Here is a 16,622-nt window from a genome sequence, read left to right as displayed (position 1 = left end):
GGATCGTCGGATGCACTGTTCCAAAGAGCCGCGGCGAAGGGGGTCGCCGCGACGCCATCCTGCGCCGGCCCCCGGCCGTGCATCAATGCTTATTTTCCTAGATCAGGCAGCATTGGGGGTCTGCCGGTTGTCGGCCGATCCGCCCGCCCCCCGATCGCACTGACCCCGCCGTCACGCCGCGACAAGCGCCCCAAAGCCACTACGCGCGCAACGCGCGCCGCGCGACAGCCAGCGGTGTCTCGCCGAAACGGCGACGGTAGGCGACGACGAAGCGGGACCAGTTTGTAAAGCCGTAGAGGCGCGCGATCTCTCGGATCGCGGCGGCATCGCCGTCGGTCGCGCCGAAACTGAGCTCGGCATGCACCCGGTCCAGCCGCGTCGCGTGCAGCGCCGCCAGCGGCGTCCTGTCGCGAAAGCGGCGGAATACGTCGCCAAGGGTGCGCACGCTGCACCCCGCCGCGGCAGCGACATCGGCGATGCGAAGGGCGTCCGCGCAATGCGCGACCATGAACTCCTCGGCACGGCGGACATAGAAGGGCACCGCGGCGGACGAGCCCTTCCCGATCTCGCCGGAGTAGTTGTGCGGCGCCGCGCGCAACGCGAGCGCCACGATAAAATCGGTCATCGAGGCGAGCGCCACGGCATTGCTGGCCACGCCGTCCGGCCGCTCGAATTCGTTCATCAGGAAGGCAAGCTGCCATTTCAGGCTGGCCGCGAGCCCGAGCGTCCAGTCGAAATCCGACCCGAAGTCCAGCGGGCTGCGCAGCCGGGCGTCGAGCATGTGCTCCAGCGCGCCTTCCAACTCCGAGACGCGGATGAAGACATTCGTACGCACGCTCTCGTCGCTCGTCAGGATGCGGGTCTGGTCGCGGGGTCGGAACGCAAGGCCCCGTTCGGCCGTGGCAGTCGTGCGGACACCGCGCTCGACGAGGGTCATCTCGCCCTGCAGCACGGTCGTGAACCCGACGAAATTGCTGTCGTCGCCCGCGTGGAGGACTTCCGTCGCGAACCGGCTGCCGCCGTGACACGCCAGGATCGCGCCCGTGCTGCGGATTGCCAGGCTGAGGATCGGGTTGGCGAACCGCGTGCGCCAGAGACGGGAATCCAGCAGCCGATACTTGTAGGACCGGCTCGCATCCGGGAAGCGCTCGCTGACGCGCAGCCGATCCTCGAATCCCGCCGGATCGCTCGCGCTGACGACGTTGAACGCCATCAGCCGGGCCGGATCGGGTCCGAGTACATCGGATGACATGCGATCGACGGTGGTACCACGCCGGGCACACGAACGCGACCGCGGTGCCGGTCAACACGGCGGCAGACGCAGAATCGGCGGCGTGATGGACAGATCCGGCGGCTAAGCGCGGAGCCGCCGGCAGTATCGCCGCCCAACGGCCGCGCCGTGTGGAAGGTTGGCTGCACCTGCGGAGCGCGAGACCCGTGCGAGCGAACGTCCGGAGTCCGCGCCTGCAATCCGCGACAAGCGTGCCCGGCCCCGGCGTCACGCCCGCAGCACGCGGACCGGCGATGGTCGAAGCCGCGGGGCAATGGATCGATTGCGCGACCAGCCGTCACCGGCTCCGGGCTGACCCGGCAGGCGCCGGGCAGGACACCGCAACGGAAGTCGTTGAACCATTTCAGCGGAAATAAGGCGCACCACGATGCATGGCATGCGATTCGAGCATGACGACCCCAGGCCCGGCCTCGACACAGGGGCCGACCGGGAGGCAATCCGGATTGCCGTCCGAATGACACTGGCCATGACGGCCATGCTGGTCGTGTCGGTGCTTGCCTGGACTGGCGCGTTCCCGTCGCCAGCCAGTCGGGACGAGGTCGCGCCGGCGCCAGCGTTCCAGTTCATCGCGCACGGGCCGGCTGACCCTGGCCTCGGCGGCTCTTTGGCAGGCGGCGTCGCCGATGCGCGCGCAGGCCGACCGGAGCGTGACGTCGGTGAAGGGACGGCGTTCGCGCTCGCGGCCAGCACGGGCTCAGCAGCGGGCGCAGCCGAGGAGCACGAGCTGATCGCCTTCTGCCGTCCCCAGCCCTGGGCCGCCAAGCCATGCCTCTGCTCCATCGAGAGCGTGGAGGTGGCCGTCACGCCCGGCCAGTTCGTCCGCTACATGCAAGACCGTCGCGCGGCCGGGGCGACGAGCGCGGCCGAGCTGCGCACGGCGATGCGGCATGCGGGCGAGGTCTGCGGCGAGAGCGCGATCGCGGCGCCACCCGCCGGAGCCAGCGTCGGATGGGCCGTGGTGAGACCCGGCCCGAGCCGGGCGATGTGAACGAGCGGGGGACAGCACTAGGACCATTGGTCCAGCACTCATCGGTTCTCCGCCGCGATGACCGTACGCGGCGCCGCGCCGGGCTCGAAGCGCGGCGCAGCCGCGGGCCGCCATTCGTCGGCGAGCACCCGGGCGGCGGCACGCGGATCGTGCAGACCAGCCCCTCGGGCGCCCAGTCGCGGCCGACGGCGCCGCCGAGCTGTCCTGTCACCGGCGCCTCGATGACCCGCGAGCCGAAGCCGCGCCGAGCCGGCGGCTCGCCGAGCGCCGGCTCGCCCGACTCCCGCCAGGTCAGCAGCAACTCGTTGGCGCGGATCTCCGCATCCGGCATCCCCTGCAGCATGCGGTTGGTCAGGTCCGCCGCCAGACGATGGCCCTCAAGGATGCGCTGCGCGTATTCCGCTGCGGCTTCGGCGCCGCGGGCAAGTTCGCGCTCGGCGCCGCGCCAGGCGTCGCGCCAGGCGAAGAAGCCGATCACCAGCAACGGGACGAGCACGGCGACGACAAGCAGCGCGTCGGGGCGACCCAGCCTTCGGCGGCGCTCCGCGCCCTCAGCCGACCGCATGGGGATCCGGGCAGAGATGTCTTGCTTGGCCGGCGCGACGTTCATGCCTGGACCAGCAACCCGCGATTTTCGTCGAGCGCCGATGCCGGAGGCCCCGGCCTTATGGGTTCCCGTCGCCTGATCAACACTGCCGCCAGACCCGGGGCGTCAGCGGGCCGGCGGCATGACCACGCTGAGGTAGGGGGCCGGCGGCGTCTCGGACGCGCCGGTGATCGGCGGCGTCGCGTGGCGCACCGGCGGCAGCCCGCGGAGGTAGCGCACCAGCGCCCGCGCGTCGTCGTCGGTCAGGGCGGCGTAGTGGTGCCAGGGCATGACGGGGGCAAGGACGCGGCCATCGGGCCGTACGCCGGTCCGGATCGCGCGGATCATCTCCGCCTCGCTCCAGGCGCCGAGCCCCGTCTCGCGGTCGGGGGTGAGGTTCGGGGGATAGAAGACCCCGACACCGGGAATGCCGAAGCCGACGGCCGACCCCGCGAGATGCAGGCGCGGATCGGGCTGCCCTGGCAGCGCGCCGCCGGTGTGGCAGCCCGCGCATTCCATGATCGTGGCGAGGTATTCGCCGCGCGAACGCGGCGGGTTCGGGCTCTGCGCGACCGCGACTGCGGCGACGGCGCAGAGCGCGGCGGCGGCGAGGACCGCGGCACGGGGAAAGGACATCGGGTTCTCCTGCCTTGGATGCGTGTCGTCGGGGCGCGTCAACGCGGGGCGCAGCCGAGCTGGCGCTGGATCGCCGCCAGGTCGCACCAGACGCTCTCGCGGGCGATCTTCCCGCCGGCGAACTCGAAGATGTGGAGCAGGCGGAAGCTGGCGCGGCCGCTGCGGCCCTCGCAGAGGAAGGGCCGTCCGTCCACGATCTGGCCGTGCCAGATCGCCTCGTCCACGAGGAAGCCATCGCCGTAGAGGCGCCGGATCGGGGTGACGTCCTCCCCCTTCAGGTCGCGGAAGAGCGCCGCGTACATCCCGCGGATGCTGTCGCGGTCGCGCAGCGTGCCGTGCGGCGAGGGGATGATCTCGTGCTCGGCATCCTCCGCCATGCTGGCGACCACGCCGTCGACGTCGTCCGTCGCCTCATAGGTGAAGTGCTCATGGACCAGGCGGTCCATCTGCTCGGGGGTGACGCTCATGGCCTTGCTCCTGCGGCGGTGTTGGACTATTGTCTACTCATGAGACACAAGTATCATGAAGACACTGTAGTCCCGCGTCAACCGGAAAACCGCGGCACAGCTCCGGACCCGCGCGCCAACCAGAAGGAGCGGACGCGCGCCGCCCTCGTCACCGCCGCGGCGGAGCTGCTGCGCGGCGGCTCGGCGCCCACGGTTGCCGAGGCCGCCGAGGCGGCGAAGGTCTCGCGCGCGACCGCCTATCGGTACTTTCCGACGCAGGAGGCACTGCTCCTCGAGATTTCCGACCTCGCGACGATGGTGGCACCGGTGGAAGCGGCGCTCGCCGCGCTGCCGGCAGACGGCGACCCCGAGGCGCGGCTGCTGCAGCTTGTGGACGGGCTGAATGCCGTCCTGTTTGCCAACGAGGCGCCAATGCGCACGGCGCTGCGCGCCTATCTCGACGCCTGGCTCGAGGGACGGCGCGCCGGCGACGAGAGCCCCGCCGTGCGCGAGGGCCGCCGCAGGCGCTACCTCGACCGGGTGCTGGAGCCGGTGCGGCAGGAGCTGACGGAGCGCGAGTGGCACCGGCTGCGGGCTGCCCTGTCGCTCACGCTGGGGTCGGAGGCGATGGTGGTGATGAAGGACGTCTGCCGCCTTGGCGATGCCGAGGCGCTGGAGGTCCTCCGCTGGACTGCGGCGATGCTGCTGCGCGCCGCCCTGGCGACGGCGAGGGAAGGACGCGCAAGCGCGCCTCCGCAGGCCGGCCCGGCCCTCCCCTGATGCCCCTCCGCCTTTTCCGCTGGCCTTTCCCGCCGTCCCGCCGTAGAAGGCCCGGCCGGCCGGTCTCCCCTGGGGACCGGCCCAAGCTGCGATGGCAGCGGGTGCGACAGCTCCGCCGGTCCGACACGGCGATGGCGGCGTTTCCGGCCACATGGGGCATCCCGGTAACGGGCTCTGACCTCCCATGCCGCCCGAGACGCCGAGCATCTTCCCCGACAGGGGGCGGACAGCCCGGCGCTCGATCACCCCCATGCCACCGTGATCATGGCCGTTCGCGCGGAAGCATCCGCGCGCGCGGCCGCACGCACATGGCCGCGGCGGATGGCGCCGGGCCCAGAAGGACGACGCATGTTCGACAAGTACTTCCGCAAGGAAATCGCCTGGGGCGGACAACTCCTGGTCCTCGAGACCGGCAAGGTGGCCCGCCAGGCGGACGGCGCGGTGATGGCACGCCTCGGCGACACCATCGTGCTCTGCACCGCGGTCGGTGCCCGCTCCGTCAAACCGGGCCAGGACTTCTTCCCCCTCACCGTCAACTACCAGGAAAAGGCCTTCGCGGCCGGCAAGATCCCCGGCGGCTTCTTCAAGCGCGAAGGCCGCCCGTCGGAGAACGAGACTCTGGTCTCGCGCCTCATCGACCGGCCCATCCGCCCGCTGTTTCCCGATGGCTTCCGCAATGAGGTCCAGGTCGTCGCGACGGTGCTGTCGCATGACCTCGAGAACGATCCGGACATCGTGGCCCTCGTCGGCTGCTCCGCCGCGCTGACGCTGTCGGGCATCCCCTTCTTCGGCCCGATCGCCGGCGCGCGCGTTGGCTATGTCGATGGCGGCTACGTGCTCAACCCCACCCTCGCCCAGCGCAAGCAGAGCCAGCTCGACCTCGTCGTGGCCGGCACCGCCGAGGGCGTGCTGATGGTGGAATCCGAGGCGCAGGAGCTGTCGGAAGACGTGATGCTCGGCGCCGTGGAGTTCGGCCACAAGGCGTTCCAGCCCGTCATCCAGGGCATCATCGAGCTCGCCGAGGTCGCGGCGAAGGAGCCCTGGGCCGTTGCCGAGGAAACCGACGCGGCCAAGGCGCTCAAGGCCCGCATCGCCGAGATCGGCCGCGCTCCGATGGCCGAGGCCTACAAGATCATCCCGAAGCTCGAGCGCCAGAACGCCGTCGCGGCCGTGAAGAAGCAGGTCGTGGCGCAGCTGGAGTCCGAGGGGCTGGATGCCGGCGTGGCGAAGGGCCTGCTGAAGGAGCTCGAGGCCGACGTCGTGCGCAACAACATCCTGGATACCGGGATGCGCATCGACGGCCGCGACACCAGGACCGTGCGCCCGATCGTGGCCGAGGTGGGCGTGCTGCCGCGCGCCCACGGCAGCGCTCTCTTCACCCGCGGCGAGACGCAGGCCTTCTGCGTGGCGACGCTCGGCACCGGCCAGGATGAGCAGATCATCGACGCGCTGGTCGGCGAGTACCGCGAGAACTTCATGCTGCACTACAATTTCCCCCCCTACTCCGTGAACGAGACCGGCCGCATGGGCAGCCCGGGCCGCCGCGAGGTCGGGCACGGCAAGCTCGCCTGGCGCGCCATCCATCCGCTGCTGCCGGAGAAGGAGAAGTTCCCCTACACGCTGCGCGTCGTCAGCGAGATCACGGAGAGCAACGGCTCGTCCTCCATGGCGACGGTCTGCGGCACCTCGCTCGCGCTGATGGACGCCGGCGCGCCGCTGAAGCGCCCCTGCGCCGGCATCGCGATGGGCCTGATCAAGGAGGACCGCGGCTTCGCGGTGCTCTCCGACATCCTCGGCGACGAGGACCACCTCGGCGACATGGACTTCAAGGTCGCGGGGACCGAGGCCGGCGTGACCGCGCTGCAGATGGACATCAAGATCACCTCCATCACCTTCGAGATCATGAAGATCGCGCTGGGCCAGGCGCGCGACGGCCGGCTGCACATCCTGGGCGAGATGGCCAAGGGGATCAGCGGGGCCCGCGGCGACGTCGCCGCGACCGCGCCGCGGATCACGGTCATCAACATCAACAAGGACAAGATCCGCGACGTCATCGGCTCCGGCGGCAAGGTGATCCGCGAGATCACCGAGAACACCGGCACCAAGATCGACATCGACGACGACGGCACGATCAAGGTCGCCGCGACGACGTCGGAGGCCGCGCAGAAGGCCATCGACTGGATCCAGGGCATCGTGGCGGAGCCCGAGGTCGGCCGGATCTACACCGGCAAGGTCGTCAAGACCGCGGAGTTCGGCGCCTTCGTGAACTTCCTCGGCGCGAAGGACGGGCTGGTCCACATCTCCGAACTCGCGAACGAGCGCGTCCAGAAGACCACCGACGTCGTCAAGGAAGGCGATGCGGTGAAGGTCAAGGTCCTCGGCTTCGACGACCGCGGCAAGGTCAAGCTGTCGATGCGCGTCGTGGACCAGCAGACCGGCGCAGACATCACCGAGCAGGTCGGCGCCCGCCGTCCGCGACCGGAAGGCGAGGAACGGGGCGAGCGCAGCGACCGGGGTGATCGGGGCGACCGCCGCGACCGCGACCGCCGCGGCCCGCGCCGCGAGCATGCCGGCCACGGCGGCGAGCGCGACGTCGCGGAATAAGGGCACTGGCGGCCCGACGATCCACGGGCCGACCGGCCCGTGGCGGCGAAGCGGGTCGCAACAAACGGCATCCTCCGGCTTTCCGAAGCCGGAGGCCTCGCCATATAAGCCTCACCAGCGCCGCGAGGCGCGAAGGCTGCCAGGCACCGGAGTACCGAGTTGAAGGCGATCAACCCGATCCGCATGGGCGGCGTCGAGGTGCTGCCCCTGGTCGAGGGCGGCAAGGGCGTTGCGGTTTCGAACGGCATGACCTGCGGCGGCTGGGCCTCCGGCGGGGGCGTCGGCACCTTCTCTGGCGTCAACGCCGACAGCTACGACGCCGACGGCAACGTCATCCGCCAGATCTACCATGGCCGCACGCGGCGCGATCGGCACGAGGAGCTGGTTGCCTACGGCATCGCCGGCGGCATCGCCCAGGCCCGCATCGCGCATGAGATCGCGGGCGGCCAGGGCCGCATCCACATGAACGTGCTGTGGGAGATGGGTGGGGCGGAACGTGTCGCCCGCGGCGTGCTGGAAGGCGCGAAGGGGCTGGTCAACGGCATCACCTGCGGCGCCGGCATGCCCTATCGCCTGGGCGAGCTCGCGCGCGAATACGGCGTCCACTACTACCCCATCATCTCCTCGGCCCGCGCCTTCGCGGCCCTCTGGAAGCGGTCGTACAGCAAGACGCGCGAATGGCTCGGCGGCGTGGTCTACGAGGATCCCTGGCTCGCCGGCGGGCACAACGGCTTGTCGAATTCCGAGGACCCGAAGCGGCCGGAGGATCCCTTCCCCCGCGTGCTGAAGCTGCGCCAGCAGATGCGCGAATTCGGCCTGGACGACGTGCCGATCATCATGGCCGGCGGCGTCTGGTGGCTGGAGGAGTGGGAGGACTGGATCGACAACCCCGAGCTCGGCCCGGTGGCGTTCCAGTTCGGCACCCGTCCGCTGCTGACCCAGGAAAGCCCGATCTCGGAGGAGTGGAAGCAGCGGCTGCTGACGCTGAAGGACGGCGACGTGCTGCTGCAGCCCTTCTCGCCCACCGGTTTCTACAGCTCCGCCGTGCACAACGACTTCCTGCGCGAGCTCGAGGCGCGGAGCGAGCGCCAGGTCGCCTATACCATCGAGCCGATCGGCGACCACCTCGTGGAATACGGCGTCGGCCCGCGCAAGCGCCCGGTCTTCCTGACGTCGCACGACATGGCGCGCGTGGCGCATTGGGAAGCCGAGGGCTTCGTCGAGGCGATGCGCACGCCCGACAACACGCTGATCTTCGTGACACCGGAGAAGTCGCGGGAGATCGTGAAGGACCAGGTGGACTGCATGGGCTGCCTGTCGGCCTGCCGGTTCAGCAACTGGTCGCAGCACACCGAGGATTTCTCGACCGGCAAGAAGGCCGATCCCCGCAGCTTCTGCATCCAGAAGACGCTGCAGGACATCGCGCATGGCGGGAAGCTCGACGAGAACCTGATGTTCTCCGGCCACAACGCCTATCGCTTCGGCTCCGACCCCTTCTACTCCAACGGCTTCGTGCCGACGGCGAAGCAGTTGGTCGAGCGGATCGTGACTGGGCGCTGAGGCGCGGCGGGCCGACGCGGCCCGCCCGCGTAACCTGGCCGGGGGCTCGGCCGCCCGCCCGGCCACCAGCGAAACATTCGCCTCGGCGGCGAAACGCGAGATACCTTACTTCGCGTGACAAGCTCATGCCGCCACGCCATTGTCCCGCCCGGAGATCATTGGGCAGGGAGCATGAGCGGCACCCGAATCGCGGTGGTGGAGGACGAGGCCGACCTGCGTGAGGTCATGGTCGAGTATCTCCGCACCCAGGGCTTCGACCCCGAGCCCTGCCCGGACGGCGCCGCGCTGGATGCAGCGCTGGCGCGCGGGCCGGTGGAAGCCGTGCTGCTCGACCTCAACCTGCCCCGGGAAGGGGGCCTTTCCATCGCGCGGCGGCTGCGCGCGCTGTCGCCTGCGCCGGCGATCCTGATGGTCACCTCGCTCGGCGAATCCACCGACCGCGTCGTCGGGCTCGAGCTCGGCGCGGACGACTACATCGGCAAGCCCTTCGAGCTGCGCGAATTGCTGGCGCGGCTTCGCACCGTGCTGCGCGGCCACCGCGCCGCGGCCGCCGCTACGCCCGTGCAGGCCGCGCGGTCCGCCACGGAATACCGCTTCGACGGCTTCCGCCTGCTGCCGGACCAGCGCCGGCTGCTGGACGAGGCGGGCCGGGACGTCGCCCTGACGCCGAGCGAGTTCGATCTGCTGGACGTGCTGGCCAACGCCCCGAACCAGGTGCTGACGCGCGAGCAGCTGCTGCGCCTGCCCACGGGCCAGCCCGCCGATCCCTATGACCGCTCGATCGACATCCGCGTCACCCGGCTGCGCCGCAAGCTGGAACGCGACCCCGCCAACCCCCGCCTGATCCGCACCGTCCGCGGGCAAGGATACCAGTTCTGTCCGGATGGATGAGATGAGCGAGGACATGCAGGCCCTGCTCGCCCGGCTGATGGAAGCCGAGGCGCTGAAGCAGGGCGTCATCGACGCCGCGCTGGACGCGGTGATCACCGCCGACCGCGACTGCCGCGTCACGGGCTGGAACGCCGCGGCCGAGCGCATCTTCGGCCACCGCCGCGACGAGATCATGGGCAAGCCGATCGGCGACACCATCGTCCCCCCGCACCACCGCGCGGGGCACGAGGCCGGCCTCGCGCGCTATCACCGCACGGGCTGCCCGCATGTCCTGGGGCAGCGGCTGGAGATGGAGGCGATGCGCGCCGACGGCAGCCTGTTTCCCTGCGAGCTCTCGATCCACGAGGTGAAGGCGGCGGGCAAGCTGTTCTTCACGGCGTGGCTGCGCGACCTCACGCCGATGCACGAGGCGCAGGCCGAGCTGGCCCGCCAGCGCGAGCGCCTGCACCAGAGCGAGAAGATGAGCGCGCTCGGCAGCCTGCTCGCCGGCGTCGCGCATGAACTCAACAACCCGCTCGCCGTCGTCGTCGCCCAGACCACGATGCTGGAGGCGATGGCGACCGAGCCCGCCGTGCGCGAGCGCGCGCAGCGCATCCACGCCGCCGCCGCGCGCTGCGGGCGGATCGTGAAGACCTTCCTCGCGATGGTGCGCCAGCAGGCGCCGCGGCGCACGGCGGTGGAGGTCAACGCCACGCTGCGCGGCGCGCTGGAGCTCGCGGGCTATGGGCTGAAATCGGCTGGTATCGCGGTGGAGCAGGCGCTGGACCCGCTGCTCGGCACGATCGAAGCCGATCCCGACCAGCTCGGCCAGGTCGCGGTGAACCTGGTGGTGAACGCGCAAGCCGCGCTGTCCGACCGGCCGGAGCCGCGGATCCTGCGGATCGAGACCTGGCGCGAGGCGAACGGCATCGGCTTCGCCCTGGAGGACAACGGCCCCGGCGTGCCGGACGACCTGCGCGAGAAGATCTTCGAGCCCTATGTCACGACCAAGCCGCTCGGCGCCGGCACGGGGCTGGGACTCGCGGTCTGCCGCAACATCCTCGGCGCGCATGGCGGCACGATCGCGCTGGAGCCCGGCGCGCTGGGTGGCGCGCGCTTCGTTGTGCGGCTGCCGCTGGGTCATGCGAAGCCCGAGGACACGCAGCCCGGCGCGGCGGCGCCGCTTGAGAAGCACCGCGTGCTCGTGGTTGACGACGAGCCGGAGGTCGGCTCGGCGCTGGCCGAGCTGCTCGGCCTGCACGGCATCGAATCCGAGCTGGTGAACGACATCCCCGCCGCGATGGCGCGGCTGGACGCGCAGCGCTTCGACGCGGTGTTCTGCGACCTGCGCATGCCGGGTGGCGGCGGCGGGCAGCTCTATCGCCACGCGACGATGGCGCAGCCGCACCTGCGCGGCCGCTTCGCCTTCGTCACGGGCGATACGGTCGCCGGGCCGAGCGCGATCGCGGCGCTGGATCCCGACCGGCCGCCGCCGATCCTGGAGAAGCCCTTCACGCCGCAGGACGTCGCGGAGGTGCTGCAGAAGGTGCGGGAGGACGGCGCGTAGCAAGCTTCGCCGCCGCGATCGCCGCGCACATCGTGGCGAAGGCCGCCCAGGCATAGGGAAACAGCAGCGGCATTCCGACCAGGATCAGCCCGTCATTGGCACCCGGCACCAGCATGCCGCCCCACGCCATGATGGCGCCGCCGGCGAGGCAGCGCAGCGCCTGGCCCGGCGCCGGCCGGATCCAGCCCAGCAGGCCCGCGCTCCAGCCGCCCGCGACCGCGCCGGCCAGTAGCGCCACCAGCAGCAGCGCGCGCACGCCGTGCCCCGACGCCATGCCGGCGGCGATCGCCGCGAGCGCGTCGGTATAGGCCCAGGCGCCCACCGCCGGCAGCATCACGACGAAGGCGAGCGCGATCACCACCGTCGCGCGATGCGGCGTCCAGGCCCGGGCATCCACGCGGGCCGTGCGCGCCAGCCGCCAGGCCATCGCCCCAGCGACGGGCAGCGCGATCCAGCCCGGCGCGGCGAGCACCGGCGAGCCCTGCGGCAGCGGCGCCGGCATCACGGCGCCGAAGAGCGGCGCGAAGGCGAGACAGCCCAGGAAGAAGCCGGTCGGCGTCGCCGCGAAGGCCCATTCGCCGCGGCCGAGCCGCGCCACGGCGCCGAAGGTGCAGGCGCCGTTCAGCACAGCGCCAAGCCCGAGCAGCACGCCGCCCGCCAGCGTCTGCCAGCCCAGCGGATAGCCCGCCGGCATCGCCGGCAGCAGCCCCGCTTCCTGCGCGACGACGAGCCCGCCGGCGACCCAAAGCGACGCCTCGGCCATCGCGGCGAGCCGCCGCGCGCTGCGCTGCGCGATCACCTCCTCCACCGCGACGACGGCGCAGGTCGCGCCGCGCTGGATCGCGAAGCCCATCGCCGCCGCGCAGCAGGCCGCGAGCAGCAGGGCGGCGAGCGACATCGTCACGCGCTCACCCCTCGACTACGATGGTGCCGTGCTCGGTCTCGTGCAGGATGAAGCCCTCCAGAGGGTCGAAGGGATGGGTCCAGGGCTGCTGGTCCAGCACGCGCAGCGTGTCGCGATGGCCAGCCTCCCAGCGCCGGCGGATGCCGTCGGGGCTGAAGTCGATGTCCTTGGTGTGGCCCTCGCCGCGCAGCGCGGGCGCGAGCAGGCGGACCACATGCATGCGGGTCAGGCAGCCATAGGCGGCCATGGCGCGCAGCACGGGGTCGTTGCGCGCATCCTCAGGCAGACGCGCGGCGAGCTCGGCCACGATGTGCCGCAGGCGATGTAGCTGCTTCTGCCGGACCACCTGGGCCCGCGCGCGGCTGGCGTATTGCAGGTCCTTCTGACGGCTCATCACCGCGGCCATGTCCGCGGGCTCCGGCCCGTCGGGCTGCCAGATGTTGACGGTGAAGACGAGGCCGTCGCGGCGCGGCATGTCGTCGAAGACGCATTCCACCGGCGTGTTGGAGAGGATGCCGCCGTCCCAATAGAGCTCGCCGTCGATGCGCACCGCCGGGAAGGCCGGCGGCAGCGCGCCGGAGGCCATGACGTGGCGGATGGTCAGCGGCGTGTCGCGGCTGTCGAAGTAGCGCATCTCCGCGGTGCGCACGCTCGCCGCGCCGACGGTCAGCCGCGGCTTGCAGGTGCCGAGCACCTCGGGGTCGACGAGGTCCTTCAGCGTCGCCTCGAGCGGCGCGGTGTCGTAGTAGCCGGCGCTTTCCGGCGTCAGCCCGATGCCGACGAAGGCCCAGGGGTTGGGACGGAAGAAGGCGGGAAGCCCGCCGAACATCGTCATCGCGGCGGCCGCGGTTTGGCCGAAGACCGGAGCCTGCGCGAAGAGCTGCGTCAGCGGCGCATGCGTCATGCGCGCCCAGAACTCGCGCAGCCGCGGCAGGCGCTGGCCGGGCCGGTTGCCCGCGATGATCGCCGCGTTGATCGCGCCGATCGAGGCGCCGATCACCCAGTCCGGCTCGATCCCCGCCTCGTCGAGCGCCTGGTAGACGCCGGCCTGGTAGGCGCCGAGCGCGCCGCCGCCCTGCAGCACGAGCGAGATCTGCCCGAGGCTCGCATGGTCGAGCACCGGGTGCCTGGTCACGGCCTGCGTGTCCATCGGAACGCCCCTTCTCCCGCTGTGAGGATCAATGCACGGTCCAGCCGCGATCCACGGCGATCGAGGCGCCGGTGATGGAAGCGGCGGCGTTGCCGGCGAGGACGGCGACGAGCGCGCCGATCTCCTCGACCGAGGCGAAGCGCTTGTCCGGCTGCTGGGGCGGCAGCACCTCGCGCACCACCTTGTCGCGCGAGATGCCGTGCGCCGTCGTGCCGACCATGCGCTCGATCGCGGCGGCATTGGCAAGGTCGGCGGGCGAATGCGTCGTCATCGCGCCGAGGCGGCCGGCGATCGCCTCCTCGGCGGCGGCGATGTCCTCCGGCACGCCGAAGGCGTTCAGCACGATCGCCGTGCCGGCGGCCGCGAGCGCGCGGGCGATGCCGAGCCCGATGCCGCTGGTCGAGCCCGTGACGCGCGCGACGCGACCGGCAAGCCGACGATCCTCGACACGGCGGGCAAGCGGGTCGGCGAGCATGTGGTCTCTCCTTCCTCGGGGCGTGCCGGTCCGCGCGCCGCGCATCGTCCCGCTGCGCGGCTCGTGGCAGGCCGGTGCTGGAGGATGTTCGCGCGCGACGGCCGCGACGTTACGCCGCAACGGCGCGGCGCCGCCGGCCGACCCCGCTCAGGTGACCGGCGCGCCCGCCTTCTTCCAGGCGTCCATGCCGCCCGCGATATGCGCGGCATCCGCCAGTCCCGCATCCAGCGCCGCCTGCACGGCCATCGCGCTGCGCTCGCCGAAGGCGCAGAAGAAGACCAGGCGGCGGTCGGCCGCGGCCGCCAGGCTGTTCAGCAGCCCGCCCGGACGGATATTGGCCGCCAGCTCGGGATAGGGCGCGTGGATCGCACCGGGGATGCAGCCGTGGCGGTCGCGCTCCGACTTCTCCCGCAGATCGACCAGCAGCACCTCCGGCCGGCCCAGCATGCCGCGGGCCTGCGCGACGCTCAGCGCCCAGCCTTCCTTCTCGCCTTCCTCCTGGTGCAGGCCCTGGCGCATGTTCGCGGGCACCGCGACGTCCATCATCTTGGGATTGGCGAGCTTGAGGTTCGCCATGAGGTCCTCGTACTCCTCGACGGAGCGGACCTGCAGGCGCGGGTTGTGCGCGCGTTCCTCGCCGATGGTGCTGACGGTGTCGCCCTTGTAGTCGTGCGCGGGATAGACGAGCGTCTCCTCCGGCAGCTTCAGCAGGCGGTTGAAGATGCTCTCGTATTGCGCGCGCGCGCTGCCGTTCTGGAAATCGGTGCGGCCGGTGCCGCGGATCAGCAGCGTGTCGCCGGTGAAAACGCGGTCGGCCATGGTGAAGCAATACGAATCGTCGGTGTGGCCGGGCGTGTAGATCACGCCAAGGCTCAAGCCCTCGATCGTCAGGTGGTCGCCGTCGCCGACGCGCATGGACACCACGTCCACGCCGGACTGCTCGCCCATGACGGTGATGCATTTCGTGTGGTCGCGCAGCGCGCCAAGGCCGGTGATGTGATCGGCATGCAGATGCGTGTCCACCGCCTTCACCAGGCGAAGGTCGAGTTCCTCGATCAGCTTGAGGTAGCGGTCCACGCGCTCGAGCACGGGGTCAAGGATCAGCGCCTCTCCCCCGCGGCGGCTGGCCAGGAGGTAGGTGTAGGTGCTGGAGACCGGATCGAAGAGCTGGCGGAAGATCATGGCCCGTTCCTCACCCCTAAAGGGGTGATGCTGCTACGGGCCTGCCCTCACGGGCAAGGGTTTCGCGCAGTCAGGTCTCCAGCATGCGCCGGAGCAGCTCGACATCCTCGGCAAAGGCGGTGTCCTGCTGCATGAGCTCGGCGATGCGGCTGACCGCGTGCATCACGGTGGTGTGGTCGCGCCCCCCGAAGCGGCGGCCGATCTCAGGCAGCGACCGCGTCGTCAGCTGCTTCGCGAGGTACATCGCGACCTGACGCGGGCGGGCGACGTTGCGCGCCCGGCGCGGCGAGGACATGTCGGAGAGGCGGATGTTGTAGTGCTCGGCGACCTTCTTCTGGATCTCCTCGATCGTCACGCGGCGGTCGTGAGCGCGCAGCACGTCGTGCAGCACCTCCTGCGCGCCTTCCAGCGTGACGGGGCGGCCGAAGAGGTTGGCATGCGCGATCAGCCGGTTCAGCGCGCCTTCCAACTCCCGCACGTTGGAGACGATCTTATGCGCGAGGAACTCCAGCACCTTGGGCGGCACGGCGACGCCGGCCTGCTGGACCTTCGCCTGCAGGATGGAGATCCGGAGCTCATAGGTCGTGGCGTGCAGGTCGGCCACCATGCCCTGGCCGAGCCGTGTGCGCAGCCGGTCCTCGATCCCCGCGAGGTCCGACGGCGGCTTGTCGGAGGAGACGATGATCTGCTTGCCCGCATCCACCAGCGCGTTGAAGGTATGGAAGAACTCCTCCTGCGTGTTGTCCTTGCCGATCAGGAACTGCAGGTCGTCAATCAGCAGCACGTCCACGCTGCGGAGACTCTCCTTGAACTCCATCGTGGATTGCGACCGCAGCGCCGCGATGAAGCGGTACATGAACTTCTCGGCCGACATGTAGGCCACGCTCATCGGGCGGCGGCCGTTCGACCCGTGCTCGCGGATCGCCCAGGCGATGGCGTGCATCAGATGCGTCTTCCCGAGACCGACGCCGCCATACATGAAGAGCGGGTTGAAGCCCGGCGTCGCCGGGCGTTCGGCGACGCGCCGTGCGCAGGCATGCGCGAACTCGTTGGGCTTGCCGACGACGAAGGTGTCGAAGGTGAAGCGCGGATCGAGCGGCGCGGACCAGTCGCTGCGGTTCTCGACGCCGCGCGGCTCCGGGCGGCCCAGCGGCTCGGCCAGGCCGCCTTCCTGCGGCGCCTCCAGCCGTATGGGCCGCGGCGGGGAGGCGGGAGAGGAAGCGGCCGCGGGCGTCGCGGCACCGTCGGCGCGCGCTTCCGTCTTGGGCTCTGCCATCACGCGGAAGTCCACGCGGCGCACGGCCGGCATCTCGGACTGCCACAGCGCCTGCAGACGGTCGCCGTAATGGCCGCGCACCCAGTCCCGCAGGAAGCGCGTGGGGAGGACGACGACGACTTCCTCGCCGTTCTGCGCGGCGAGCGTCATCTGGCGCAGCCAGGAACGGTACTCGACCTCGCCAACCTCGTCGCGGAGGCGGCCGCGGATCCGCGCCCACACCTCGGCGAGCTGGCCCTGGGCGGGAGCAGAAGACGACGGACCGACCGCTTTCTCCATCTTCGCCCTGCCACCCCTCGCCGGCCCT

14 protein-coding genes are annotated in these 16,622 nt (G+C 71.0%); 6 read left to right on the top strand and 8 right to left on the bottom strand.

Annotated elements, in window-relative coordinates; genetic code table 11:
- Positions 1-199 precede the first annotated feature (199 nt).
- Positions 200-1,252, bottom strand: a complete 1,053-nt coding sequence (locus ACLF3M_RS24385; RefSeq protein ID WP_430659589.1) for a helix-turn-helix transcriptional regulator — start codon at positions 1,250-1,252, stop codon at positions 200-202.
- A 415-nt stretch (positions 1,253-1,667) separates the two neighbouring features.
- Between ACLF3M_RS24385 and ACLF3M_RS24380 the strand changes: the two genes are divergently transcribed.
- The gene (locus tag ACLF3M_RS24380; protein ID WP_430659588.1) at positions 1,668-2,279 is read left to right on the top strand and encodes a hypothetical protein; all 612 of its coding nucleotides are present in this window, start codon (positions 1,668-1,670) and stop codon (positions 2,277-2,279) included.
- 712 nt (positions 2,280-2,991) lie between these two features.
- On the opposite strand, the gene ACLF3M_RS24375 is transcribed toward ACLF3M_RS24380, so the two are convergent.
- Together ACLF3M_RS24375 and ACLF3M_RS24370 are read right to left on the bottom strand one after the other, a co-directional pair.
- The gene (locus tag ACLF3M_RS24375) at positions 2,992-3,501 is read right to left on the bottom strand and encodes a c-type cytochrome (RefSeq protein ID WP_430659587.1); all 510 of its coding nucleotides are present in this window, start codon (positions 3,499-3,501) and stop codon (positions 2,992-2,994) included.
- Positions 3,502-3,539: 38 nt separating this feature from the next.
- The gene (locus ACLF3M_RS24370) at positions 3,540-3,968 is read right to left on the bottom strand and encodes a nuclear transport factor 2 family protein (RefSeq protein ID WP_430659586.1); all 429 of its coding nucleotides are present in this window, start codon (positions 3,966-3,968) and stop codon (positions 3,540-3,542) included.
- A gap of 39 nt (positions 3,969-4,007) precedes the next feature.
- On the opposite strand from ACLF3M_RS24370, the gene ACLF3M_RS24365 reads away from it, so the two are divergent.
- The 5 genes from ACLF3M_RS24365 to ACLF3M_RS24345 all read left to right on the top strand — a co-directional run bounded on the left by ACLF3M_RS24365 (position 4,008) and on the right by ACLF3M_RS24345 (position 11,328).
- On the top strand, positions 4,008-4,727 hold the full coding sequence (locus ACLF3M_RS24365; RefSeq protein WP_430659585.1) for a TetR/AcrR family transcriptional regulator: 720 nt from the start codon (positions 4,008-4,010) through the stop codon (positions 4,725-4,727).
- A gap of 348 nt (positions 4,728-5,075) precedes the next feature.
- Positions 5,076-7,331, top strand: a complete 2,256-nt coding sequence (pnp, locus tag ACLF3M_RS24360; protein WP_430659584.1) for a polyribonucleotide nucleotidyltransferase — start codon at positions 5,076-5,078, stop codon at positions 7,329-7,331.
- Between the two features lie 159 nt (positions 7,332-7,490).
- A complete protein-coding gene (locus ACLF3M_RS24355; RefSeq protein ID WP_430659583.1) occupies positions 7,491-8,891 on the top strand; it encodes an NAD(P)H-dependent flavin oxidoreductase in 1,401 nt (466 codons plus the stop codon).
- Positions 8,892-9,062: 171 nt separating this feature from the next.
- Positions 9,063-9,782 (top strand): winged helix-turn-helix domain-containing protein, encoded by a 720-nt coding sequence (locus tag ACLF3M_RS24350; RefSeq protein ID WP_430659582.1) that lies wholly within the window; start codon positions 9,063-9,065, stop codon positions 9,780-9,782.
- Between the two features lies 1 nt (position 9,783).
- The gene (locus ACLF3M_RS24345) at positions 9,784-11,328 is read left to right on the top strand and encodes an ATP-binding protein (protein ID WP_430659581.1); all 1,545 of its coding nucleotides are present in this window, start codon (positions 9,784-9,786) and stop codon (positions 11,326-11,328) included.
- Here the strand turns inward: ACLF3M_RS24345 and ACLF3M_RS24340 are convergent.
- The 5 genes from ACLF3M_RS24340 to dnaA form a co-directional block, all read right to left on the bottom strand.
- Entirely contained in the window at positions 11,273-12,226 is a 954-nt protein-coding gene (locus ACLF3M_RS24340) for a YeeE/YedE thiosulfate transporter family protein (RefSeq protein WP_430659580.1), read from the bottom strand. The genes ACLF3M_RS24345 and ACLF3M_RS24340 overlap by 56 nt on opposite strands.
- A 10-nt stretch (positions 12,227-12,236) precedes the next feature.
- The gene (locus ACLF3M_RS24335; protein WP_430659579.1) at positions 12,237-13,382 is read right to left on the bottom strand and encodes a patatin-like phospholipase family protein; all 1,146 of its coding nucleotides are present in this window, start codon (positions 13,380-13,382) and stop codon (positions 12,237-12,239) included.
- A 28-nt stretch (positions 13,383-13,410) separates the two neighbouring features.
- Positions 13,411-13,857: an SDR family oxidoreductase gene (locus ACLF3M_RS24330; protein WP_430659578.1), complete on the bottom strand. Its 447-nt coding sequence runs from the start codon at positions 13,855-13,857 to the stop codon at positions 13,411-13,413.
- 147 nt (positions 13,858-14,004) lie between these two features.
- Complete coding sequence (locus ACLF3M_RS24325; RefSeq protein ID WP_430659577.1) at positions 14,005-15,039, bottom strand: MBL fold metallo-hydrolase; 1,035 nt, start codon at positions 15,037-15,039, stop codon at positions 14,005-14,007.
- Between the two features lie 70 nt (positions 15,040-15,109).
- The gene (dnaA, locus tag ACLF3M_RS24320; protein ID WP_430659576.1) at positions 15,110-16,594 is read right to left on the bottom strand and encodes a chromosomal replication initiator protein DnaA; all 1,485 of its coding nucleotides are present in this window, start codon (positions 16,592-16,594) and stop codon (positions 15,110-15,112) included.
- Positions 16,595-16,622 lie beyond the last annotated feature (28 nt).

It is taken from the genome of Falsiroseomonas sp. HW251 (assembly GCF_050563545.1).
Classification (GTDB): domain Bacteria; phylum Pseudomonadota; class Alphaproteobacteria; order Acetobacterales; family Acetobacteraceae; genus Falsiroseomonas.
This window is presented reverse-complemented; position numbering and strand designations above follow the sequence as displayed.

Excerpts from the sequence above, each read along its gene's own strand:
- ACLF3M_RS24335 (WP_430659579.1), bottom strand. The coding sequence starts at position 13,382 with ATGGACACGCAGGCCGTGACCAGGCACCCGGTGCTCGACCATGCGAGC.
- ACLF3M_RS24325 (WP_430659577.1), bottom strand. The coding sequence starts at position 15,039 with ATGATCTTCCGCCAGCTCTTCGATCCGGTCTCCAGCACCTACACCTAC.
- ACLF3M_RS24365 (WP_430659585.1), top strand. The coding sequence starts at position 4,008 with ATGAGACACAAGTATCATGAAGACACTGTAGTCCCGCGTCAACCGGAA.
- pnp (WP_430659584.1), top strand. The coding sequence starts at position 5,076 with ATGTTCGACAAGTACTTCCGCAAGGAAATCGCCTGGGGCGGACAACTC.
- ACLF3M_RS24385 (WP_430659589.1), bottom strand. The coding sequence starts at position 1,252 with ATGTCATCCGATGTACTCGGACCCGATCCGGCCCGGCTGATGGCGTTC.
- ACLF3M_RS24350 (WP_430659582.1), top strand. The coding sequence starts at position 9,063 with ATGAGCGGCACCCGAATCGCGGTGGTGGAGGACGAGGCCGACCTGCGT.
- ACLF3M_RS24370 (WP_430659586.1), bottom strand. The coding sequence starts at position 3,968 with ATGAGCGTCACCCCCGAGCAGATGGACCGCCTGGTCCATGAGCACTTC.
- ACLF3M_RS24330 (WP_430659578.1), bottom strand. The coding sequence starts at position 13,857 with ATGCTCGCCGACCCGCTTGCCCGCCGTGTCGAGGATCGTCGGCTTGCC.
- ACLF3M_RS24380 (WP_430659588.1), top strand. The coding sequence starts at position 1,668 with ATGCGATTCGAGCATGACGACCCCAGGCCCGGCCTCGACACAGGGGCC.
- dnaA (WP_430659576.1), bottom strand. The coding sequence starts at position 16,594 with ATGGAGAAAGCGGTCGGTCCGTCGTCTTCTGCTCCCGCCCAGGGCCAG.
- ACLF3M_RS24340 (WP_430659580.1), bottom strand. The coding sequence starts at position 12,226 with ATGTCGCTCGCCGCCCTGCTGCTCGCGGCCTGCTGCGCGGCGGCGATG.
- ACLF3M_RS24345 (WP_430659581.1), top strand. The coding sequence starts at position 9,784 with ATGAGCGAGGACATGCAGGCCCTGCTCGCCCGGCTGATGGAAGCCGAG.
- ACLF3M_RS24375 (WP_430659587.1), bottom strand. The coding sequence starts at position 3,501 with ATGTCCTTTCCCCGTGCCGCGGTCCTCGCCGCCGCCGCGCTCTGCGCC.